At 49.4% G+C, this 19676-nt stretch carries 17 protein-coding genes; 3 read left to right on the forward strand and 14 right to left on the reverse strand.

The window, feature by feature from the left end:
* Positions 1 to 39 precede the first annotated feature (39 nt).
* Together ACQE3D_RS17345 and ACQE3D_RS17350 are read right to left on the reverse strand one after the other, a co-directional pair.
* Positions 40 to 537, reverse strand: coding sequence for a hypothetical protein (locus tag ACQE3D_RS17345; RefSeq protein WP_427551027.1), 498 nt, complete (start codon positions 535 to 537; stop codon positions 40 to 42).
* A 148-nt stretch (positions 538 to 685) separates the two neighbouring features.
* On the reverse strand, positions 686 to 970 hold the full coding sequence (locus ACQE3D_RS17350; RefSeq protein WP_427551028.1) for a hypothetical protein: 285 nt from the start codon (positions 968 to 970) through the stop codon (positions 686 to 688).
* A gap of 164 nt (positions 971 to 1134) precedes the next feature.
* Between ACQE3D_RS17350 and ACQE3D_RS17355 the strand changes: the two genes are divergently transcribed.
* A complete protein-coding gene (locus tag ACQE3D_RS17355; RefSeq protein ID WP_427551029.1) occupies positions 1135 to 1512 on the forward strand; it encodes a hypothetical protein in 378 nt (125 codons plus the stop codon).
* Here ACQE3D_RS17355 and ACQE3D_RS17360 read toward each other — a convergent pair.
* The 10 genes from ACQE3D_RS17360 to ssb form a co-directional block, all read right to left on the reverse strand.
* Complete coding sequence (locus ACQE3D_RS17360) at positions 1490 to 2026, reverse strand: hypothetical protein (RefSeq protein ID WP_427551030.1); 537 nt, start codon at positions 2024 to 2026, stop codon at positions 1490 to 1492. The two genes, ACQE3D_RS17355 and ACQE3D_RS17360, sit on opposite strands and share 23 nt — an antisense overlap.
* A 347-nt stretch (positions 2027 to 2373) precedes the next feature.
* Positions 2374 to 4194: a VWA domain-containing protein gene (locus tag ACQE3D_RS17365; RefSeq protein WP_427551031.1), complete on the reverse strand. Its 1821-nt coding sequence runs from the start codon at positions 4192 to 4194 to the stop codon at positions 2374 to 2376.
* Positions 4195 to 4278: 84 nt separating this feature from the next.
* Positions 4279 to 5472 (reverse strand): DUF3150 domain-containing protein, encoded by a 1194-nt coding sequence (locus ACQE3D_RS17370; RefSeq protein ID WP_427551032.1) that lies wholly within the window; start codon positions 5470 to 5472, stop codon positions 4279 to 4281.
* 121 nt (positions 5473 to 5593) lie between these two features.
* On the reverse strand, positions 5594 to 6328 hold the full coding sequence (locus ACQE3D_RS17375; RefSeq protein WP_427551033.1) for a hypothetical protein: 735 nt from the start codon (positions 6326 to 6328) through the stop codon (positions 5594 to 5596).
* Between the two features lie 2 nt (positions 6329 to 6330).
* Positions 6331 to 7272 (reverse strand): AAA family ATPase, encoded by a 942-nt coding sequence (locus ACQE3D_RS17380; protein WP_427551034.1) that lies wholly within the window; start codon positions 7270 to 7272, stop codon positions 6331 to 6333.
* Between the two features lie 110 nt (positions 7273 to 7382).
* The gene (locus ACQE3D_RS17385) at positions 7383 to 7595 is read right to left on the reverse strand and encodes a hypothetical protein (protein WP_427551035.1); all 213 of its coding nucleotides are present in this window, start codon (positions 7593 to 7595) and stop codon (positions 7383 to 7385) included.
* Between the two features lie 341 nt (positions 7596 to 7936).
* Complete coding sequence (locus tag ACQE3D_RS17390) at positions 7937 to 8938, reverse strand: YqaJ viral recombinase family protein (protein WP_427551037.1); 1002 nt, start codon at positions 8936 to 8938, stop codon at positions 7937 to 7939.
* On the reverse strand, positions 8935 to 9270 hold the full coding sequence (locus tag ACQE3D_RS17395) for a hypothetical protein (RefSeq protein WP_026600260.1): 336 nt from the start codon (positions 9268 to 9270) through the stop codon (positions 8935 to 8937). Before ACQE3D_RS17395 ends, ACQE3D_RS17390 begins: the two co-directional genes overlap by 4 nt.
* 175 nt (positions 9271 to 9445) lie before the next feature.
* Positions 9446 to 10501 (reverse strand): phage recombination protein Bet, encoded by a 1056-nt coding sequence (gene bet / locus ACQE3D_RS17400; RefSeq protein ID WP_427551038.1) that lies wholly within the window; start codon positions 10499 to 10501, stop codon positions 9446 to 9448.
* A gap of 145 nt (positions 10502 to 10646) precedes the next feature.
* A complete protein-coding gene (gene ssb / locus ACQE3D_RS17405; RefSeq protein WP_427551039.1) occupies positions 10647 to 11075 on the reverse strand; it encodes a single-stranded DNA-binding protein in 429 nt (142 codons plus the stop codon).
* A gap of 32 nt (positions 11076 to 11107) precedes the next feature.
* Between ssb and ACQE3D_RS17410 the strand changes: the two genes are divergently transcribed.
* Both ACQE3D_RS17410 and ACQE3D_RS17415 read left to right on the forward strand, forming a co-directional pair.
* The gene (locus ACQE3D_RS17410; RefSeq protein ID WP_427551040.1) at positions 11108 to 11407 is read left to right on the forward strand and encodes a hypothetical protein; all 300 of its coding nucleotides are present in this window, start codon (positions 11108 to 11110) and stop codon (positions 11405 to 11407) included.
* A gap of 85 nt (positions 11408 to 11492) precedes the next feature.
* Positions 11493 to 12161, forward strand: coding sequence for a hypothetical protein (locus ACQE3D_RS17415; RefSeq protein ID WP_427551041.1), 669 nt, complete (start codon positions 11493 to 11495; stop codon positions 12159 to 12161).
* Positions 12162 to 12164: 3 nt separating this feature from the next.
* Here ACQE3D_RS17415 and ACQE3D_RS17420 read toward each other — a convergent pair whose 3' ends face one another.
* Positions 12165 to 13865 (reverse strand): NERD domain-containing protein, encoded by a 1701-nt coding sequence (locus ACQE3D_RS17420; protein WP_427551043.1) that lies wholly within the window; start codon positions 13863 to 13865, stop codon positions 12165 to 12167.
* Entirely contained in the window at positions 13865 to 19435 is a 5571-nt protein-coding gene (locus ACQE3D_RS17425; RefSeq protein ID WP_427551045.1) for a DUF3883 domain-containing protein, read from the reverse strand. The genes ACQE3D_RS17420 and ACQE3D_RS17425 overlap by 1 nt, the downstream gene beginning before the upstream one ends.
* Positions 19436 to 19676 lie beyond the last annotated feature (241 nt).

The raw sequence follows: 19676 nt of genomic DNA on the forward strand, positions 1-19676 counted from the left end.
AAACCCGGCTTAACCGAGTGTCAAAATCAAAACGGTGCGTCAGATCAACGCGAACCGCTTGCCTTGTATGAAGTCCTGATACTGCCGGGCTTCGGTTTTTACTTTGAACCGGGCATGCACGCTGCCGTCGATCCAGATTTCCCACGGCAAGCGGTTAAGCTCACCTCTAACCAAATCCACCTCGCCAACCCGAAAATCATCGTGTTGGTAAAGCACTTGGCGAGGACTATCAATGCGAACGATGCAATGATCCAATAATGCTGGACCACCAACATCACCCGGTTCGATCAACAGCGGCACTTTGATGGTGCCGGTCGAGCGGCCGATCCAGCCGATGACATCATGCTCATCGTGCCAGGACTGGCCGGTTTGGATATCGCCGTAATACAGCCGGATTTTGCGTCGGCTATGGCGAAGCTGTTCCAATAACTCAACCACCGGCTCGGGTGTGTCGGCGTGGTAACAGGTGCCGGACGGTAATCGCTGATAGTGGATGCAATGACCCGTGCTAAAGGTGTGTTCAAAGATTTGATTCATGATGTTGTCCTCAATGAAAAACGGAAACATCACGATTCCCCAGCGGGAATAGGACATTCCCGTGTGGGTGGATAAAACTGAGCGCCGAATCGAGTGACTTGGCTAACTCAGGCATTTACATATTGCGCACATTACTTCCTGTGCATTTTTAGGCATGAATTTCCAGCGCAGGTTTTCCTAAGGCTTCGGGCATGGCATTGGCCAAGGACGGTCCATCGCACGGCAACTCGGTTTCCGCCGAGTCACCCGCGATCAATGCGCTTTCATAAGGCTCGATTTCCTTGTTGCAATCCGGACAGCGATCGTTACAGCCGCAATCCCAAACATCCTCCCATTCGGTCTGGCAGTAGGGACAGCGGTAATGATTTAGATAGCGAACCGCGCTGTTTTCGGCAGGGGTTGTGCCACTGCTGGATAGGTTGATTGTTTTCATGGTCATGTCCTCCTAAAAACGCAGGAACGACCACCCGTCAGGATGAGGTTCCCGCAGGTAAAAAACGCTGCTCAAAGCCGAAAATAGGCTCGCACAGCGTGGTTGAATTCACACAAAAATCGGTATATGGTGACTAAAACTCATTTAAAAGCAGAGAAATAGCCATGTTTGACGATATTTTGCGCATTTTTGATTTCCTAAGTCCTAAGCGGACAGAGGAGCCGTATCCAAGGCGAAAACCGATGGCGATTCCGGTCGACGAACCATTGAAAGTCGTTCGACATTGCCAACAAATTTTCCAAAAATTGGATGTTTTGGAAGCCGACGTGCTCAAGCGGGTTGATAACCCTGAACAAGCCTGGCCGTTTCTAAACAAGATTCGACAAATTCGCCGAGAAACCCAGAACGATTTGTTGTCGTTATTGCCCGAAGGCAGCTGGGTAATTGCCGATGAATCGAATCAACACGAGATTCCAGTTCGCCGTATCAATACGGCAACCGGAACCACGTTGCGGGTATTCAATGGCGGGCTTGCGGATTAACCGGTAACGCGTTGGCATTACCTTTCAGCGCTTCCCGCAATTGAAAAACCTGTTGGGCAGTTTTAGCGGATTTGTTGTCCACCATAGCTGGTCCGCTCGCTTTTTTTGTACGCCGACGCGGTTTAGGCTCGATTTCGACCGCAACAGTCATCGGTTTGATTTTAAATAGCTCCCGCTCCAGTTTGGCGATTTCAATATCCGCCTCGTAGAGTTTGATTGTTTTCTGTTTGGCTTGATATTGAAGCTCCAATCGCTCCAGCTCGCGATTCGTTTCACGATTGCGACTATGAATTTCCTGACGCACCGAATCCGATATCACCAACCAATCCATATCCTCGCGGCTACGTGGCATGATGACCGGTAGCCGTTTACTTGCCAAACGCTGCGCACGATATCTGTGAAACGTTTGAGTTGTGTGTTTCAACGCACCCAGCAGTTGCAACGCCGTTACCCAAATCACCCGCAAGGCGAGGATAAACATAGCCAGTAGGATGATGCCGAAAATAAAGTTCATTGAAGTTCTCCTTTAAAATTTAAGAAAACACTTCGAATGAACAGCACCCGGGCGGGCGATGGTCGCCCGAAGCGGGTTTTAGATTTGCAGCAGCTAATACCACTGCGATTTACATCGGGCTTAACGCACCCGACACGATCACGATTTAACGTGCTCGCCGCCTAATGACGGAACGCCGACCGAGGTCGGATTCAGCATTCATAAAAGAACGCATGAAATGTCTGTTTGTCGAATGGACTCCAGTAAGTGAGTACATTCGACAAACGGCAGTTGCAATCAGCTACCCATAGCCACAATCCAAGGCATTAAGCCAAGGATTGGGCTACGGATAATTGACTGGTCGATACTTACGCCGCCAACAACACCGCTTTCGAGAGTTCGAACAATTGCGCTCTCAGCTCTGAAAGATCGTTAATGGTGATGGCAACCGGGAATAGATGACTCACATCCAATCCCAAACCGACACCGACCGTTTCAATACCACTATCGCGGCAACGCTGTAACAGTTCCAGCGTGCTCAATGTATCGTTGGGCTGACCATCGGTCATCACCATCAATACTTTGCGCGGTTCCCGGCATCGCAGCAGTGACGCCGCACCAAACCAAATCGCTTCAGTCATTGGTGTGCTGCCGGCGGCGGCCAGCGAAAAGGCACCGGTTCGGGCATTGACGCGTTGGCCATGTTCCAGCAACCGAAATACCGAGTCATCGTGAGAGCCAGGGAACGCGGTGACGCCAGGATTGACTCCGGGTATACCTTCAAACGCCATCGCCAATGCCAAGGTGGCTTCCAACGCAATCGGCATTCGCGATCCGATGGGTTGGCCTTGGCTATCGGTGACCTGATAACCCATGCTTTCGGATTTATCGAGTAGCAGATGGATGGCCGTATTGGGTGCCACCTTGGACTGTTTGCGTTGAAACACCTTGGTTTCGCCCAGCGGAAGTCGATGTAAACGCTTCCCATCCATCCGCCGACCACGACTGGCGTGTTGTGAGCGGTTGAGGGTTTGCGATTGCACCAGGCCTTGCAATGCGGCACGGATTTTTCCCGATTCGCTTTGCACCTTACGCAGTAAAAACTCACCGGCTAGCTCGTCCATGGGTGGCTCGTGGCCACTGGGCATCAGCAATTCCGAACCATTTTCCGCCGCCAACGACAAGGCCGATTTCAGCGATTCAAACACATCCTGCTCGATGTCACTGTCACCAGCGGACAACAAGGTTTGCAAGACACCCATCGGATCGGCAATCTCCGCAGTTTCTTCATATTCACCTTGCGGGGTGGATGTCGAACTGTCGGATAGCGTTGCCGGTTCATCGTCAGGTTTTTTGGAAGCCGAATCATCGTTACCGGCTGGTTCTGACGACGTTTCGTCATCAGTGTCGTTGGGTAACTGTTCATCGGGCTCCATGTCATACTGGGAATCCAAGCCGCTCGAATCGTCCGAATCGGTTGATTCAGCATCCTGATTCGTATCATCCGGTTCAGGCGTGGTTTCCTCATCCGCCGTTGGTTGCGCTTGATTACGCTGCCGTTGTTGTTCGAATTCCTGCTCAATCATGGTCAGGATGCGATCAGTCAATTGCAAACAATCACTCTCCGATTGCAAGTCATCCGGCACTTCGTACAACAAGCCTTTAAGTCGCGTTACCGCACCTTTCGGAAACGTTGCCTTCAGTGCCGCTTCGGTTTGCTCGACCAATGGCAATAACGCCGATTGACCCAACACCTTGGCCCGCAAATATTTCAACACGAAGCCGTACAGAATATTAGCCGGATGATCATCAATGCTGTTGGCCACAAAGTCGCCTTTGGCAATCATCTTTTCAATCATGGTGCGAATGGTCAGCCGAGTACCTGGAAAGTCCTTGGCCAGTTCGTGCTCAATGCGAACATCTTCGATGGCATTACATAAGCGCCTGCGTAATACCGAATGCCCAAAGCGCAGCGTAAAATCCGAATAACGAATATGCGCCGCCTCGTGGGCCAACAGTCCCCAGGCGACATCCTGATAATCCGCATCGTCGCCCTCATAGGCCGGCAGCCAAATGGTTTGGCCATCGGTTTCGGCTTTATCACCGCCGACACTGACTTTGACGCCAAAGCGATTGCCAATGGCCGCTGCGACGATGGGAAATGCGTTGTGTAAGGTTCTATTTTTCATGGTGTGCTCCAAAAGTTGGGGCAAACCACGGCCCCAGCGGGACATGAATTTGCCCCAGTGGGTGAAGTGTTAAATGGCGTAGGATCAGAACCAGTAATCCTGGTCGTTATCGTCCGCCTCCTCATCGTCTCCTGCCGTCACCGGTTCCGGTTTCGCTGCGTTTTCCAAATCATTGGCTCGATCGGCATCGTTACCGGTTTCCAGATTGGTCTGGCTTTTGTCCAGCAAGACCTCAAGCGCCCAGTCATCCGATGCCGATTCCGCGTCCAATTCATCATCAAAGATCCCGTCAAACAGATCGGTAAAATCGTGGCTGTCTGAAACGGTTTCAACAATGACAGGTGGAGGTGTTGTTGGTAGAACTGATGGCTCGGCCTCCGCTTCATCATCATCAACATCAACGTCAGTGTCTGCATCCGTTGTGACCTCCAGCGCTTGCGCCGCCAACAAACCTTCACCGTGCCGCCGGGTTTTATCCGGATCGGCCAGCAACATCGCTGTGGCGAGGATTTCTTGCAGTAAACCGCCCTCGATCGATCCCCGAATCGGGATTTTGCCGAGCAAGTCGTCAATGGTGGCGACCACCGGTGCCACCCGATGATCCAGAAAACTCAAGCCATCGAGTTTGTCGCGGATGCGTTTGATCGGCCTGAGCGCGTTGCGGGTGACTTGTTCCTTGCCGAGTAACGAGTGCTCGACCAGCAAGTTGGCATCCACCGCAATTTCATGGAACATCTGCTCGCTCAACGAACCGATTTTGTTTTCCAGCCGTTCGACCTCCTGTTTCGGCAACTGTTCGGGCAATGCGACCGAGACCACCAGGTAATCAAAGGTCAAGCGAGTGGCAACCAAGGCCACCGAGTCGATGGCTGTTTCGATGATGCCGGCAAATTCCGGATGTTTGACCATCCAGTCTTGTACCGCCGCATCGTAGCCATCCAGAAACTCGGCCCGTGCCTGGGCAAAATCCCCGGCGATACGATCCAGTTCCGCCGTGACCTGCGCGGCTGCCGCGACCGGTACGATGAAGCCGCCGAGAAAGCGGGTACCGACGCGTAAACAAATGCGTTCAGCTTCCTTCTTTAGACGGTTGAACACCGATAACCGGTCAGGATCGAGTAGGCGCTTCGACCCCAAACTGGCCAAATCCTCCGGCGGCAACTTGCTACCGTCGGCCAGTACCAGATCCTCCTTGTTGAGCTTCTTACGCGCGCCGTAAATCGTGGCGTCGACTTTGATCAAGACCACTTGATCTAAAATGAGTTGGGTGTGTGTCATGTGTACCTCCTTTGGAAGCAGGCACACCGACCCCATGGGGGCAAATGGCCCCTTCCGGGTGAATGTTAAAAATACCTGCATCGAACCCGATACAGGACTAAACGGTTTGGCCGTCAGTCAATCAAAACCAGTGATCAGTTTGATCGGACATGGCCAACGCCAGATCAAGCCGGGGTTTCAGTAGCCCCAAACTTTCCGCCAGCGGCCGTATGGCCTCGACGTCGGTATCGAATAATGCTAATACCTCTGTTTCGGCTTTCAGGTTAGCCGACACATCTCGACCGCTTTCGGTGGCAATGTCTACCGAAACACCAGGAAAAGCGGCCCGCTTCAAGGCCATCAGCCACAGCCAGGGCAATACTCCGTGTTCGAGGTGGATTTGCCCGCTGAGATCGAAGGCTTCGTCGCCCAGACTGGCATCGACCAACCGCTGCCAACCGGACCAGTTGCTTGTGGCAAGGCCTTGAGCCTGAGACCAGGCTTCCAAATCGCCCAACCAAAGCCGTAGCGCGATCCCCATGTCAAGCAAGGTCGCGTGGCCGGCACGACAATCGACATGCCAATACAGCTTGTCGACCGTGATCGGTGGCGTTTGGGTCAGCATGGGCCTGGACTGGGGTAACCGGATATTGCCGTCATCATCGATTTCGACTTCTCCGACAAACACATAGCCCTTGGCCTGTTTTTGCTGTTCGATATCGTGCTGGCGTATTCCCGTTCGCGTATTGATGCTCGGCAGACGAGAAGCTGTCTTGCCCCAACGCGTCGAGATCGAGCCGTCAGCATGGGTGGTAACCGCCCAGTCTTTGGAACTGCCGTCAGTATTACGATGACGATAGAGATTCCAGGCAGCCATGACTAGATCTGCCAGTCATCGCCAAACACATCTTTGGCGATGCGATGAATCGCTTCGCGTTCGGCGGGTTCGGCTCTAAAGGTCAAGGCCCGGTCCAGTGAATAGGCCAGGGCATTGGGCGCACTTTTGAAGGTGGCCACCAACGATGCCCAGCGCACTAAACCGCGCGTCGATAACGTGACTGACAACATACCGCCGCCATCCGCGCCGCCGATGAAGACTTTACGAATCTGATTGGCCACTTTGATCATGCTTTCTCGCACCGTTTCCGGCATGGTCGGCACCACATCGGCCAGCAGTTTCATTTCGTCTTCCGGTTCGGGGTAACCGACTTCCATCAAACGGAACCTGTCTAAAAACGCAAGGTTTTGCCGCAACACCCCTTGATACAATCCCGACTGATCACCAGATCCAGCACTATTGCCGGTGGCAACCAAGCGGAATTTAGGGTGCGGCGTAATCACATCGCCGGTTTGCGGAATTGTTAGAGGTTTCCCTTCAACAATTTCATTCAGGCCAATCAGCTCGGCAGGATCAATGGCATCGATTTCGTTGATCAACAACACATGGCCCAGGCGTACTGCCAGGGTCAAAGGTCCATCGATCCACTTCATCGCGCCGCCGTCGACCAGCATGTACTGACCCAACAGATCGTTGAGTTCCAGCCGACCGTGACCGGTGACCGAATGCACGCCCCAATGGAGACGCGCCGCGACTTGCTCCAACAACGAGGTTTTTCCGGAACCGGTGGGGCCGGTCAGGTATAAGCCGTCGCCATTGTGTGCGCCTAAAAACGCCAACACATCGCGCAAGTGATCCTTGCGAAACACATAGGGTTTTTGCGCCGGTACATAGGCGTTTTGTCCTGGTTTGAAACCTTCCACTTTCATGGACGCCGGGGCCTGAATGCCGAAGGTGTCAGCAATGGAATAGTGTTGATACATGGTGAGCTCCTCGAGGACTAGCCTCAGAAAACAAGGGGCGCACCGGCCCCGAGGGGTGATGAGCCCCAACGGGTGATTAAAACCCTGGCAAACCAGGGTAGATAAAGAAATTAACGCAACTGCATCACGCAGTACATTGCCCATTCGGCGCGGGCCAACAGCTCCCGATCCATCAAACGCAGGATGCGCTGAATGTCGCTTCTCAAACCGGGGTCCGCGATTTGACGGTGCATCTCCAGCAGCAACCGCTTTTTGGCCTGGATGTCGTCGCTATGGGCAACGTTCAGCCAGCCGTGCAAGGTTTTCCAAAAGTCGTGATTCATAATGACCTCCTTCAAGAGTTAAAAGGGGTCACCGAGTCCCGTGAGGGTGATGAACCCCAACGGGACAAACTAAACACACCAGGCTTGACGCACCTGGCACACGAGGCAAACGCTCATGCCGCTTAACAACGGAACGCCGGTCGAAACCGGATTCGGGATTCCACGAAGGGAATACCTGAACGATGCGGGTTTTGGGTTGGACTTTTTTATAAGTCCAGCCTAAAACCGACATGCGTAAACTGAAGGAGTCCATGAGGTGTCCGGCGTCAACTCTCTTAGCCGACCATCATCAATGAACACCCCGTAACCACTAGGGTTACAGGATGTCTTGAAACGAACCCTCAAAACCAAAAGTCCACACCCGCCAGGTCTTTCAAGGCTTGTGCATCGAACGGTACTTCGGCATGTTTACCGTCGTCATCCCGGCAGGTCACGCGAACTCGCGTGGCAGACGGTTTACGATAGAGTTCCAGTGCCGCAGCCTGAACATCCGGTTGCAACGCTTGCAGTGCCGCCTTGTAATCGATAGCACCCTGGCTTTGAAACCGGCTGATCCGCAACCCGGAATGTTCCGCGGCCACGTAATCACCCATTAGCAACACCAACGTGTTTTCAATGGCCGCCTGATTAGCCTCCAAGGTGGCTAGCTCCGCTTTCAAATCCGCGATTTTCACGGCTCGATTGCGATAACTCGCCGCCAGTTGTTGCCATTGCTGCTCCGCATGACCTTTAGGTAAATACAAATCACGTTCGGGATCCTTGCTCGGCTCCTTTTTGGACTTGACCGCCGACCAGAAATCCATCGCTGTATCGACCAGCTCGGTGAGAAAAATCTCATCGCGCTGAATTTCAAACTCGATGTCCTGGCCTTGGTGGTAGAAAAACAAAAAGCCGCGTTGCGCTTCGGACACCAGCAGCTGCTGTTGCACCTGGCACCAATACAGTTGATAGGCCTCGGACGCTTCCCGATTCAACAGCACATCCAAAAACGTGGTCTCGTACGGACATTTGATTTCCACGGGCTCATTCGCGTCGGACAAGCCGTCGAACGATGCCCGCATCAAGGGGTACTGTTCCGACTCGCCGCACAGCGGCAACAACATCAGCTCGTGTTTATCCTCGAAGCGTTGTAAAGCCTCGGGCTCCTGCTGGATGCCGGCGCGGATCAAGGGGTTGTTGTCCAGGCTGGCTTCCAGTACCAGGCCGATTTTCTCAGCCCAGAGCCGCCAAGGGGTTTTGTAAGGCGAGCGGTTCATGACGATGGCCGCTTCACTGGCACTGACGCCTTGTGAACGCCAGTGCCGCCATGCAGCGGACCGTTGCGAAACGTCGACGACGTTCATTGCCAGGCATCCGGCAACTGAATGTGGCAGCCTAACCGCAACGAAGGCACGCCGCGTTGGGTTAAATGCTGTTCACAGCGCTTGGCCCAATGGAAATCGGCAAATAGCAACAACACGGCATCCGCAGTTGGCAATACCAAGCCGCCAAAACTTTCCACCAAATGGTGTAATTCCGCTTTGGAGGGTTTGTCGACCTCTGCCACGGCTACGCCCGGTTTAAAGCTGCGTTCTAAAAAGCCGCGCCCATGTCGGCGAATTACCGTGGGTGAGTCGTAACGCCGCCAATCGGTATGACATGGCAGACGATTTAATGATTGATCGATTGCATTCATGATCTCTCCTTAACTAAAACTCAGAGCATCATGAATCCCCACACGGGCGAGTCATGACGCCCTGAAAGGGTGGTAGTTGAATGTGATGGATGCTGAAATCCAGCACACATCAATATGAAAATGGCCTAGCCGATTGCGTGATTAAGCAACAGGACAGCCCTATACAGTGAAATGACTAACGGTTGGCATTCAAAGCCTGACGCGCCTGCGTCATGGCCATGTCTTTCGGTGTCAATGGCGGCATGGCCGTCGCTTCAGATTGTTCCAATGCCGGCGTAGTCCTGGGTTCAACCTCCGATACCTTGTCCAACTCGGCTAAGGCAAACGTCAGATCGATGCCTTTGAACTTCTGATGGGCATAGTCGTAGGCCGCTTTCCAGGCTCCTGCCGCCGCAGTACGTCTAACCAGTTCAGCGACCGCTTTTTGCACCTTGGGATGGATTTGCGACAGATCGATAACGCGGTTTGTATCAACGCCAGCATCGCCCATCACATCATGATCATTACTGCCAGAAGCAGCATCATGTATATAAGTGGCACTGCCATCGATCACGCTACCGTCGGCAATATCGTCAAGGGTTTTGCCATCCATTTCCTCGGCGGCATAACCGCATTCCTCTGGAAAAGCTGCACGTAGCGAGGCGGCTTTACCGCATTTGGATAATTGCCCCTTAGGGCGTTTGATCCACATGGCGGTTGGCACTTGCGAGTGTTTACCGCCGGCCGTGCTATAAGCCTCCAGCCAGTAGACCTCCTCGGTAAAGGCGCAACGTTTGCCGCCGACAATCCGGTACACGGTGACTGCTACCCATTCGGGAAAGGTCACGGTGATACTAGATTCTTGCCATTGCTCGTTGTCGTCCTTGTAGCGGCCGGTAAAGGTTTTGGTGACATCAGGGCCCCAGACGGGTCTGTCCATGCCGGCCCAAACACCGGTTCTGGACGCGGTCGTCTGGATTTCCATGATGGACGGCCAGACGGTTTCGACATTACGGCCTAAAGCGGCACTCCACATCGGTACGATATGCACCGGCTTTTTAAAGATGTCGAGCTTGCGGGCCTTGCAATAATCCAGCGCCATCAGGATGGCTTCAGGGGTTTTTGCCGTCGGAAAGGTGACTTCGGTCAATACCTTCCAGGACTGCTCCGAAATACCATAGCCTTGCTGGGCTGCCATCGGCATGGGTAAGTCGCGCGACTTAGGTTGATAGTTTCGGTTTTGATTGCTCATGGTGGGTCTCCTTATCAAAATGGGGACGCCATGGCCCCAACGGGGATAGTCGTCCCCTTTGGGTTGAAAAGCCGTCACCGTAAAAACGGGTCGGCAGTCCGTTAAAATTTACCGGCGCTTGCGGCAGCTCATGTAACGCCTGGATTTAGTTGAGCGGCATGTCGGCATACTCGTCGTCCCAATCGGCGTCTTCTGATGCCGGGTTCGATGATGAACCGTTTACCGATGCAGGCGCTGTTGGGCGATCGAGTAGTTGCAACTCATGCACAACCACTTCCGTGCGGTAGCGCTTTTCGCCGTTCTTATCCCATTGCTGGGTGCGAAGAGCGCCTTCCACATAGATCTTGCTGCCTTTCTTCAAAAGATCGCCGGCGGTATCGGCCAGTTTTTTAAAAAACACGACCCGATGCCATTCGGTACGTTCCTGTTTGGCGTTTTTTGCATCTTTCCAAACCTCACTGGTTGCCAAACGCATTGCCACGACTTTGCCGCCGTTATTCGGTAAATAGCGAATATCGGGATCGGCGCCGAGACGGCCCAGTAAGATGACTTTGTTTACACCACGATTGGCCATGATGATGTCCTCCTATCGGCCGCGCCCGACAAGTGAAAATAAAACCCACCTGCGCGGCGATGGGTCACATCCGGCAGGCACATTCCCGGCTAGGAATACGCACTCCCAGACAGGATGAAAATCTAAAACACAACCATTACATCAGGCTTGACGCACCTGACACGCCGATGGTTAACCACCGTCGCCGCTTAAAAACGGAACGCCGACCGCAGTCGGATCAAGGCAATCCTGAAAGATCAGCCGAGAAAATTAGAAAAATAGGCAAGCAAAAAGCTAACCGATTCAATTGGCAGGCATTGAAACAGAAAAATTTAAGGGTGCTCGTACAATAAAGGTCGAATTCGACCTTTATTGTAAAAAGGCCAAAAAAAATTTGGCTTACGATCATGGCTCATTTATCCAACAGGGGAAACGGTCATGTCCGAAGCAGCTCCACAGTCCAAACCAGCCCAGCGTCGCGCCATTAGTCGGCCGATATTTGAGCGCACGTTTAGTATCAACAGCGAACAAGCCATTCGGGTCATCAGAGATAGCTATCACCGACTGATGGTGTCCTTGTATGCGATTGACGTGATCCTGCGCATTATCGGCCGGGAGGAAACGGTCGACGAAATCGAAAGCATCGTGAGTCAGATGATTGCCGAATGCGCGGAGCAACTGCAGCAGGAAAAACTACGGTTAGAAAAACTCAAGGCTGACAACGGTATCAATGAAACGCCGACTTACACACATCCCAGGGAGTTTGTCGCCAAGATCGCCTCGCCACAGATTGCCCAATTCGTCGAGTTAATTCGGTTACTGGATCAGTTGATGATTGTCATGGACACCTTGTGGCTATGCCAAGTTATCTCCAACAAACATTGCATTGCCGCCCGCCTAGAGTGGCAGCAGCGATTGCAGCGACTAGCCAATAAAATTGTAACGATGGAACGGCATGCGCATCAGGCAGCTTATGAACAGGGGCATGGAGAGGAAGTTAGATTGGCCCGACAGGAATCTGGACTAATGGATGAGTCAGCTAAACTTTCCAAGGATGATGACTCATTGGTTGATGAGGCCGACCCTGATAAAGCGGGTTTACAATAACAATTATGCACTAATTAACTCTAGCGATTCAGCATTACTGACGATAAACAATATTGATTTTGCTCTTGAAATACCCACATACATTAGGGAATCATTTGACAAAGATTGTTGATCCAACCATAAAAAAATAACATCGCGTTCTAGTCCCTTAAATCGCTTTACCGTATCCATCAAAACACCATTGGCAATAAAATGTTCCTCCCTTGACCACTTTGCGGGTTTGGGTAAGGTTTCCTTTTCGAGCAAGTTGTAAAATGATTCCTTTGGTTGACCGGCTACGAGTACGGCGATTGATTCAGGCATTAACCTCTCATCATGAATAAGCTTTGTGATATGCCTAGCGACCTGCTTAGCTTGAGTTTCGATTGTCGGGGACGGAATCAGTGTAGGATTTAAGCCTTCGATACCTGAATCGTCAGTTGGCTCTCCCTCGTAGTATCGGTACGCAAGGGCATGAACTGGCTTGGAGTTTCTACAATTCTTGGTAAGTGGGTAAGTATCTGGCTCAGGGATTGGGAAAGAGGATACGCGAGAATAAAGACGTTGGTTTTCATCATAGAAGATGTATAGCCAAGATTTCTCGGAATTCCGCAGTGCCATTTCGACTGGCAACCAGTATTCTTCACCGAAGTCCTGGCCTTCATCAATTATGATTGCATCAAATTGCAATTTATCTCCAAGCTCTTCGATCGCATAGAACGCTGCCAACGGAAGCTGAACTTCATAGAGATCATCATTTGGTACTTCCGCCCGAACTCTATCCAAAGGATTCTGCCAACCATTTTTAACAACCTCATGGCAACAATGGTGGCAAAACTGGTGGAAGGTAAATACAAATAGAGATTCCGATTGCGGAAACTGGCGACGAAGAGTGACACCTAAGGCCTTGTTGTAACACAACAGCAAAACCTTAGCGCCATTTTCGAGCATCATACGGGCTTTTTCGACGGCAAGTATTGTCTTCCCAGTGCCGGCAGCTCCTACGATAGCAGCCCTTTTATGGCGGCTTAGCGTTCGTAGAACAGAGGCTTGTTCATTGGTCAATTTGATGCGAAGCTGCTCATCCAAGTTAAGAATATCGCGAAGCAAAGGTCTCACAATGACTGGACTGCATAATACTTGCTCGACGACTTTGAGCCCATCAAGACCCAGAGGGGTGTCATTATTTCCCGTCCAATAATCGTAGATCTGATCTAACCAAGCAGTCATGTGATCAAGTGCAGATTTGCTCCCAATAATCTCATTTGGGCATTCCGATAAACCCAGCTCTTTAACTGACTCGATATCAGGCAGTAAAACCGCATGTCCCGAAGGCATTCGCTTACGCAGATCAGTCCATGCGCGATTAGAACCAAGCTGATTGAGGATGGCGTATTTTTGATTTTTAGCCTGTGCTACAGGGTTTTTGATCTCATGAATTTCGCCTGCCCTGTCAATTGATTGCCAGCCTTTCGCCGGATCAAAACGAATGCCGCCACCCTTAATCTCAAGAACAAGAAGTCCATGTTTCGCTGAAAAAATTACGAAATCGGCTTCACCATCTTTGTGACCACCGTTTTTTCGAGGTGCAATAAATGATTTTCCGTGGATGACAAGATAATCATCATTCAGACAGTCTCGAAAACATCGATATACTTTTGCTTCCGCCTGAGAGGACAACTCAAGCAACATAGATTCTGTTAGCTCAGGATATATGCGGGCCATCACGCCTGCCTCGGACGAACCGTAATATCTGCCAGTAGCTTTCGCTGCTGAACACCATTTAAGTCTCTATATAACACCAGTGGAAACTTTCCAAATGGGCGAGTGGCTTCGACCATCCCAACAAAAATACCATTTAAGTAAACTTCGTCCCCGGGCGAAGGTTCCACAATTTCAAGTTGCTTAGCGTTATCGCTATCTGCAATTTGCTTCCAGCCACCATCAAACACAAAGCGATCGACCAATTTACTTGGGTTGTGGATCAGGTGAATCTTGGGGGAATTTGAACGTACACCTTCTACAACATATAACCAATGATCTCGATCAGGATTTTCTCTAGCGTAGAAAAACTGAGCCGGAGTCATATAAACCCCGCGCTCACCCCACGCTGCTTCAGTACCTTTCACTTCTATAAATCGCTTTCCATCTTCGCCTTCAGCTATGACGTCAAATCCAGCATTTTGATGGGCCATGGATCTGGCATTACGACCTTTACTTCGTTCATACTCAATGACAAGTTCCACAGCAATCTCTCCAGTCTTGAGCTCCCGCTCATTAGCCGCTGCACTTGATCGCTCCGACAATTGGTCCAAATTGCTATGCGATACGTAAGAAACGAGCCGGCGTTGCCCTGAAGATTGATGATTCGAACTAGTTGAGCTTTGAACCGTTTGACGAGTAATATCGCCAGAGTATTCCTTCTCCATATCAACATATTGTCTCTTGCTATCGCCAATATCGGATATTAAAGATCGGGTTGATTCATTATTTTCAGGGCGTTCCAAATGACGAGCTTCTGCTGGCCTGTCATTCAAAGGCGCTGCTGTGAATGACTTGGCGGACGAGGATGTAGTTGATTCATATGAACGGTTAGATTGCGAAGTATTGTTCTCAGTAATTAGAGCTGACTCTGTCTGATCTTCATGAGGATTTTCAATATAAATATCTAAACTTGGGCCAGGAAAGACTTCACTTTCTTGCAATAATGCTTCATTGCTAATCGCTGCTGAATCTAAATCATATTCGGGGAAGTTCTGAGGGGTTATTTCAGCCCGTTCTCTAGGCCCTTCTTCAATATCCAATGCATACCTCCTTATTTTTAGCGCATCCAGTGTCTCGGATATCTCGTGTGCACAACAACCCAGTATGCGCACTAAAGGGGCTAGATTTCTAAGAGAATTTTCCTTCAGCGTCCGGTTGATTTGATCGGCTAGGTCATCACTAAAATATTTCCCACGGTGTTCAGCAAGCATCGCTACCATGTCATCTTCATCAATATACGATTCGGCTTCTGCATCGCCTAAAAAGCGCTCTCCGTCATCCGTTTCTAAAGAAAGGCACGTTTGGATAGATTGTACGCATCGAACTTCTAAATCTTTGAGGAAAGCCAATGACATACAGGACACCTCAAGTCCCTCATGACGGAGCAAGCGTTGCAAACCAATAATAAAATCATCAGAACGTAGCAGAGATTGAAGACGGAAACATTCGGAAGACTCCCTTTCTAAAACGCTTCCAACAGGATATTTAGTAAGTCGCTCCTTTATGGAAGCGGCAAGGCTAGAAATATTTAACAAACTCTGTATACGAGATACTCCAGATACAGAATCAGAAAGAACTGGGATGTCCCAGGAATCGAGCATCGCTTCATACCACGGCGCATCGGCAATATAGACTGTCTTTGCAGCCAAAAGTATGCCGCTTCGAGTCGGAACCAATACTTCGTCATCTACGATTTTTTCATCATCCAGGTCGTCGACAATTCGGCGTATAACCTCCCGAACAACACGGCTTACCTCGCTTTGTGAGATGTCAATCTTGCTATCGGAAATTTCCTGCAGTACTTGTTTCCAAACGGAAATTGAAGGTGATTGTCTTCGCCCAAGGGCGGTGTAGCCTCTCTCAACGGCTTCATCGCTATTTCGAATTGTCCTCCGCCAAGGTTCCATGTAGCGAACATCACCTGAAAACACATGGTCTGGTCGCCAAAACCGTTTTTGCTCTTGATCCCAAATGCATGGAGTGTCGAAAAATTTGGTTTCCAGGTTTAAAGTACCATCGCTATATGTGGCACCAACAATTTCGTCGGTTTCATCGACCTCTTTCGGAATGACGCCCCCGAAAAATCGATAAATCTGAGGAAGTGCCTTGATGATTAGCGATTCCTGCGGCGAGTTTGCCTCGTGAGCGCATTGTGCAAGAACTTCTTCAAAGTGGTCTACGACTAAGTCAAGTGGTGGCTTGATTGGAAATCCCATCGCTTCGCGAGCCAATTTGCTTGGTTCGGTTCTGAGATCAGCAATTGGAGCTTGGCTTGCTACCAGTTGTCCGACCCTAGGGAAATAGACTTCTATTGGGTAACCATACGATTCTTTCGGAGCGGAAAAGCAAAGGAGGTCTTTTGACTCATTTCGGAGGGGAATCCAGGCTATGTCTGATAAGTCATTGATTGCATCTGAAAGCTCATTAGAAAGCTCTTTATTATGTTTAAGATCAACATCAACGCGTTCTTTAATATATTCGAATACTGTCCGGAGTCGGTCAAAGATCGCTTTTTGGGGCGGTTCATCAACCAACATTTGAACGTAAGAAACTACATCCCGAATTCTTGGTTCAATCGGCATATTGAGTTGACGGAAAAACTCAAGCCATCGTTCTTTGTTTTGCGCATAGGCTACGGTCATATCAGGAAATGACGCTTGATCCCCAAGTATGTCGGCAGCGAGTTTACTATCAGGCTGGTACACATTGTGTGGTGGACGCAGTGTTTGATCATCACAGATAATTATCGGTGCCCCTTGCACAGCCTCAAAAAGGCTGGCATCTGTTCCTTGCTCATCCTCACTTTGTGCAATACTCAAATTGTCCCTTAGCCAAGCAGTTGCAATGATTCTGTCGGTTGAATTCAGAGTATCGAAACTTGGGAGCAATAATTCTCTGATAAGACGGGAGCGAGACAATTCTGGAATTTTAAGCAGCAAAAGAAGTTCACGCCAATGATGCTTGGGACCGTCATCAAGTAAAATCACATCTAAATCGATTCGCGGAAACGTAAACTCTTGGGGTATGTAAGCGGTGGTTTTTAAGTCTACAAGCAGGTCCGTTCTAGATGGAAAGATTTTTAGCTTTTTAAGGGTATCTTGCCTATCGGTATGCTTCTGGAGTACTGTAATAGACTCCTCTTTACTTAAGTAATCAAGCAAAGCTCGGTGTATGTCAGTTAAGCGGTCATACGATTGAAGAGTTTCGTTACAAACACAATCAAGAGTGTCAATTAGGTCTCTTGGGGTTACATACCAAATGCAATCTTCTTTTCTTGAAAATTCACCAATCAGCTGGAATAACTCATTGCTGACACCCTGAACCAAAGGAATATTTAATTCATTGAGTGCATTTCTTAATTCTTTGGCTCCGACTAATAAAAGTGGTGTGGCGGCTGAACCCATCTCATGAAGCTCACCCTGTTGGTCAGGGATTAGGGGAATCGACTTTAATTCATCTTTGAGCCATCCAAGTTCACAATCAAGTAGCCGTTTAAATACCGTTCTTAGCCAGGAATCACTTAGAGTCCCTACAGAACTCCTTTTCAAATTTGTCTGCCCATTTTGCGAATTTTTAGAAACGTATTTTCCTAATTCCTGGACAAAGCACTCGTCATCCATATCAAGCAGCTTTGCATCATCTGTTGCGGACAAACCTACTGCATTAGCGAATTCCATGTCGACAAACCAATCTTGACAATCCCAAAAGATTTGGAGATCCAATGAGTTCTTCGCCAAATACAAAGGTAATTCGGTAAATCCAATTGTGCGAAGATGTCCTCGACAATCAATCACTAGCGGTAAGCCAGTTATCTTCTCGCCTGGTTGGTCTTTTAAACAGAAACGAAATATCTTTTCAACGTTTTCCCGTTTTTGGAGACAGGCTCTCGGAGCCAAATGAAGGGGGGCATCAATATCATGTCGTACCTTAAGTTGCGTTCTTAATTCCGAGGGTTGCAACGGAGTAATTTCAATATCGCATTCAGCAAATCCGTTTACCACGTGAGCAGGCAATTGTGGTTGTTGTATTGGAAGGAACTGTTCTGAGATCAACAAATCGCCAAGTGATATTAGCTCGTCAGGCAAAGATCGAGTTTCGGATAGTTCTAACCAAGGAATATCACCTGCAGCCCTAATCATCGGAACTATTGCGGCTTGCTGATAAAAGCCGAAGGTAAGCCATTGTTCCCAGTCATCTTCGCTAGTAACTGCTAAAGGAAAAGCTCGGTAATATGAGTCAATACCTACCAATTCAAGATCAAATCTAATCTCTTCGATAAGTTGAACATAAGCAAGGGTAATCGAGGTCTCCAGTAATATTTGGTTCCATTCAACGCGAAGACGGCTAGCCCCATGGGTCGATTGATCCAGAAATATATTTTGTCTTGAATCATCCAGATCAAAATAACCATTGATCATTGCAGGCAGAGTTGTCTGCATTGGAATTGGCAAAAAGCAGAAAATGCGCCCTGATATCTTTTTATTTGGGTCAAGAGGCCAAGCAGCACCTGCATAGGGAATTGCTTTCTCGCCTTTCTCTAACATCTCACGACAAGTGCTAATGACCCTTTGGTCTTCATCGATGAAGAAGCCGTCGATCACCCTCCAGGTTTCTGTTCTCTGAGCGCCTTGGTTTACAACCTTATATTTGTGGAGACAGCTAGAAAAGATGCTTCCGAGTTCCGTAAGTTGATCCAATATGAAATTAGGGTCTGCATTATTTAAGATCGCATTGACCTTTTCTCTTTCATGAACGATTTCATTGGAATTGGTAGCTTGTATAGACAACAGGCACAGTACAGAGCCGTCACGCCTTCTGTGTTCAACTTTCAAATGTCGAACGTATTTCAAAAATAAAAGTATCGCGGAACCCATTTGGGCTAGTTCCTGCACCGCCTCAAGCGCGTCCGCGATTGTATATTCTTCCTTTTTGATGCTGCTTGCATTAGCCTGCTCCGCACTACGAAATGGCAACCGAAAAACCGTCCCTTCAAAATTGCTGCCATCACCGACAATTGCGGAAAGCGAATCTAGAATTGGCCATCCAGCCTCTATAAGTTCGGTAACGTAAAAGCTTCGTCCGGGGCTCTCGATTGATGCTCCGGGAACAGTGTAAAAATGTGGATCAAAAAAGAACAGTTCGTTCCTTGTAAAAAAACATGGAACATCAGTTACGTTGTAACAACCGTTAAAACCCAAGCCAAAACGACCGGCTTTGCCAACTGAGCGGGATTTACCGCTTTGGCCAATGTTCTGAATCCCTGAAATATCGCGGTCACTAAAGGACTTATTGTTATATACCAGCAATGCAGGGGTGGTATGTAACCAACACATACTGTCAGGCAACCCCCTAATGTCGTATTCGTGTTCGTCAATGACGAATACTATTTCACTGGCCTCCGCATCGTCAGCATTCTGGATGAACTCCTTGAGGATCCCCAGGCCTTTAGGGTAACTCCGTACCAGATTGTGTAAGCGTGTCGTTAACGGTTCATGCTGACCAAATTCTCTTCCAATCGATTTATTGTTCACTGGTGTAAATCCTTAAGGGCTGTATCCGTTTTACATTGGGCATCATAAGAAAGCGCAAGCCATACAGATGGGGGTTTTCGAAGTTGCACTTCGATTTATCACATCAAGTTACGATGGTTCTAAAACATTCGAATCCATCTTATGTTCTAAAGGCTAAAAAACATTCAAGCAAGATAGTACATCATCATTATGATGATGTCAGTTATTCATTAGTGTTGCTTTATAAGGCAAACGCTTTAGA

Source organism: Methylomonas sp. MS20 (assembly GCF_050275925.1).
Taxonomy (GTDB): Bacteria; Pseudomonadota; Gammaproteobacteria; order Methylococcales; family Methylomonadaceae; genus Methylomonas; species Methylomonas koyamae_A.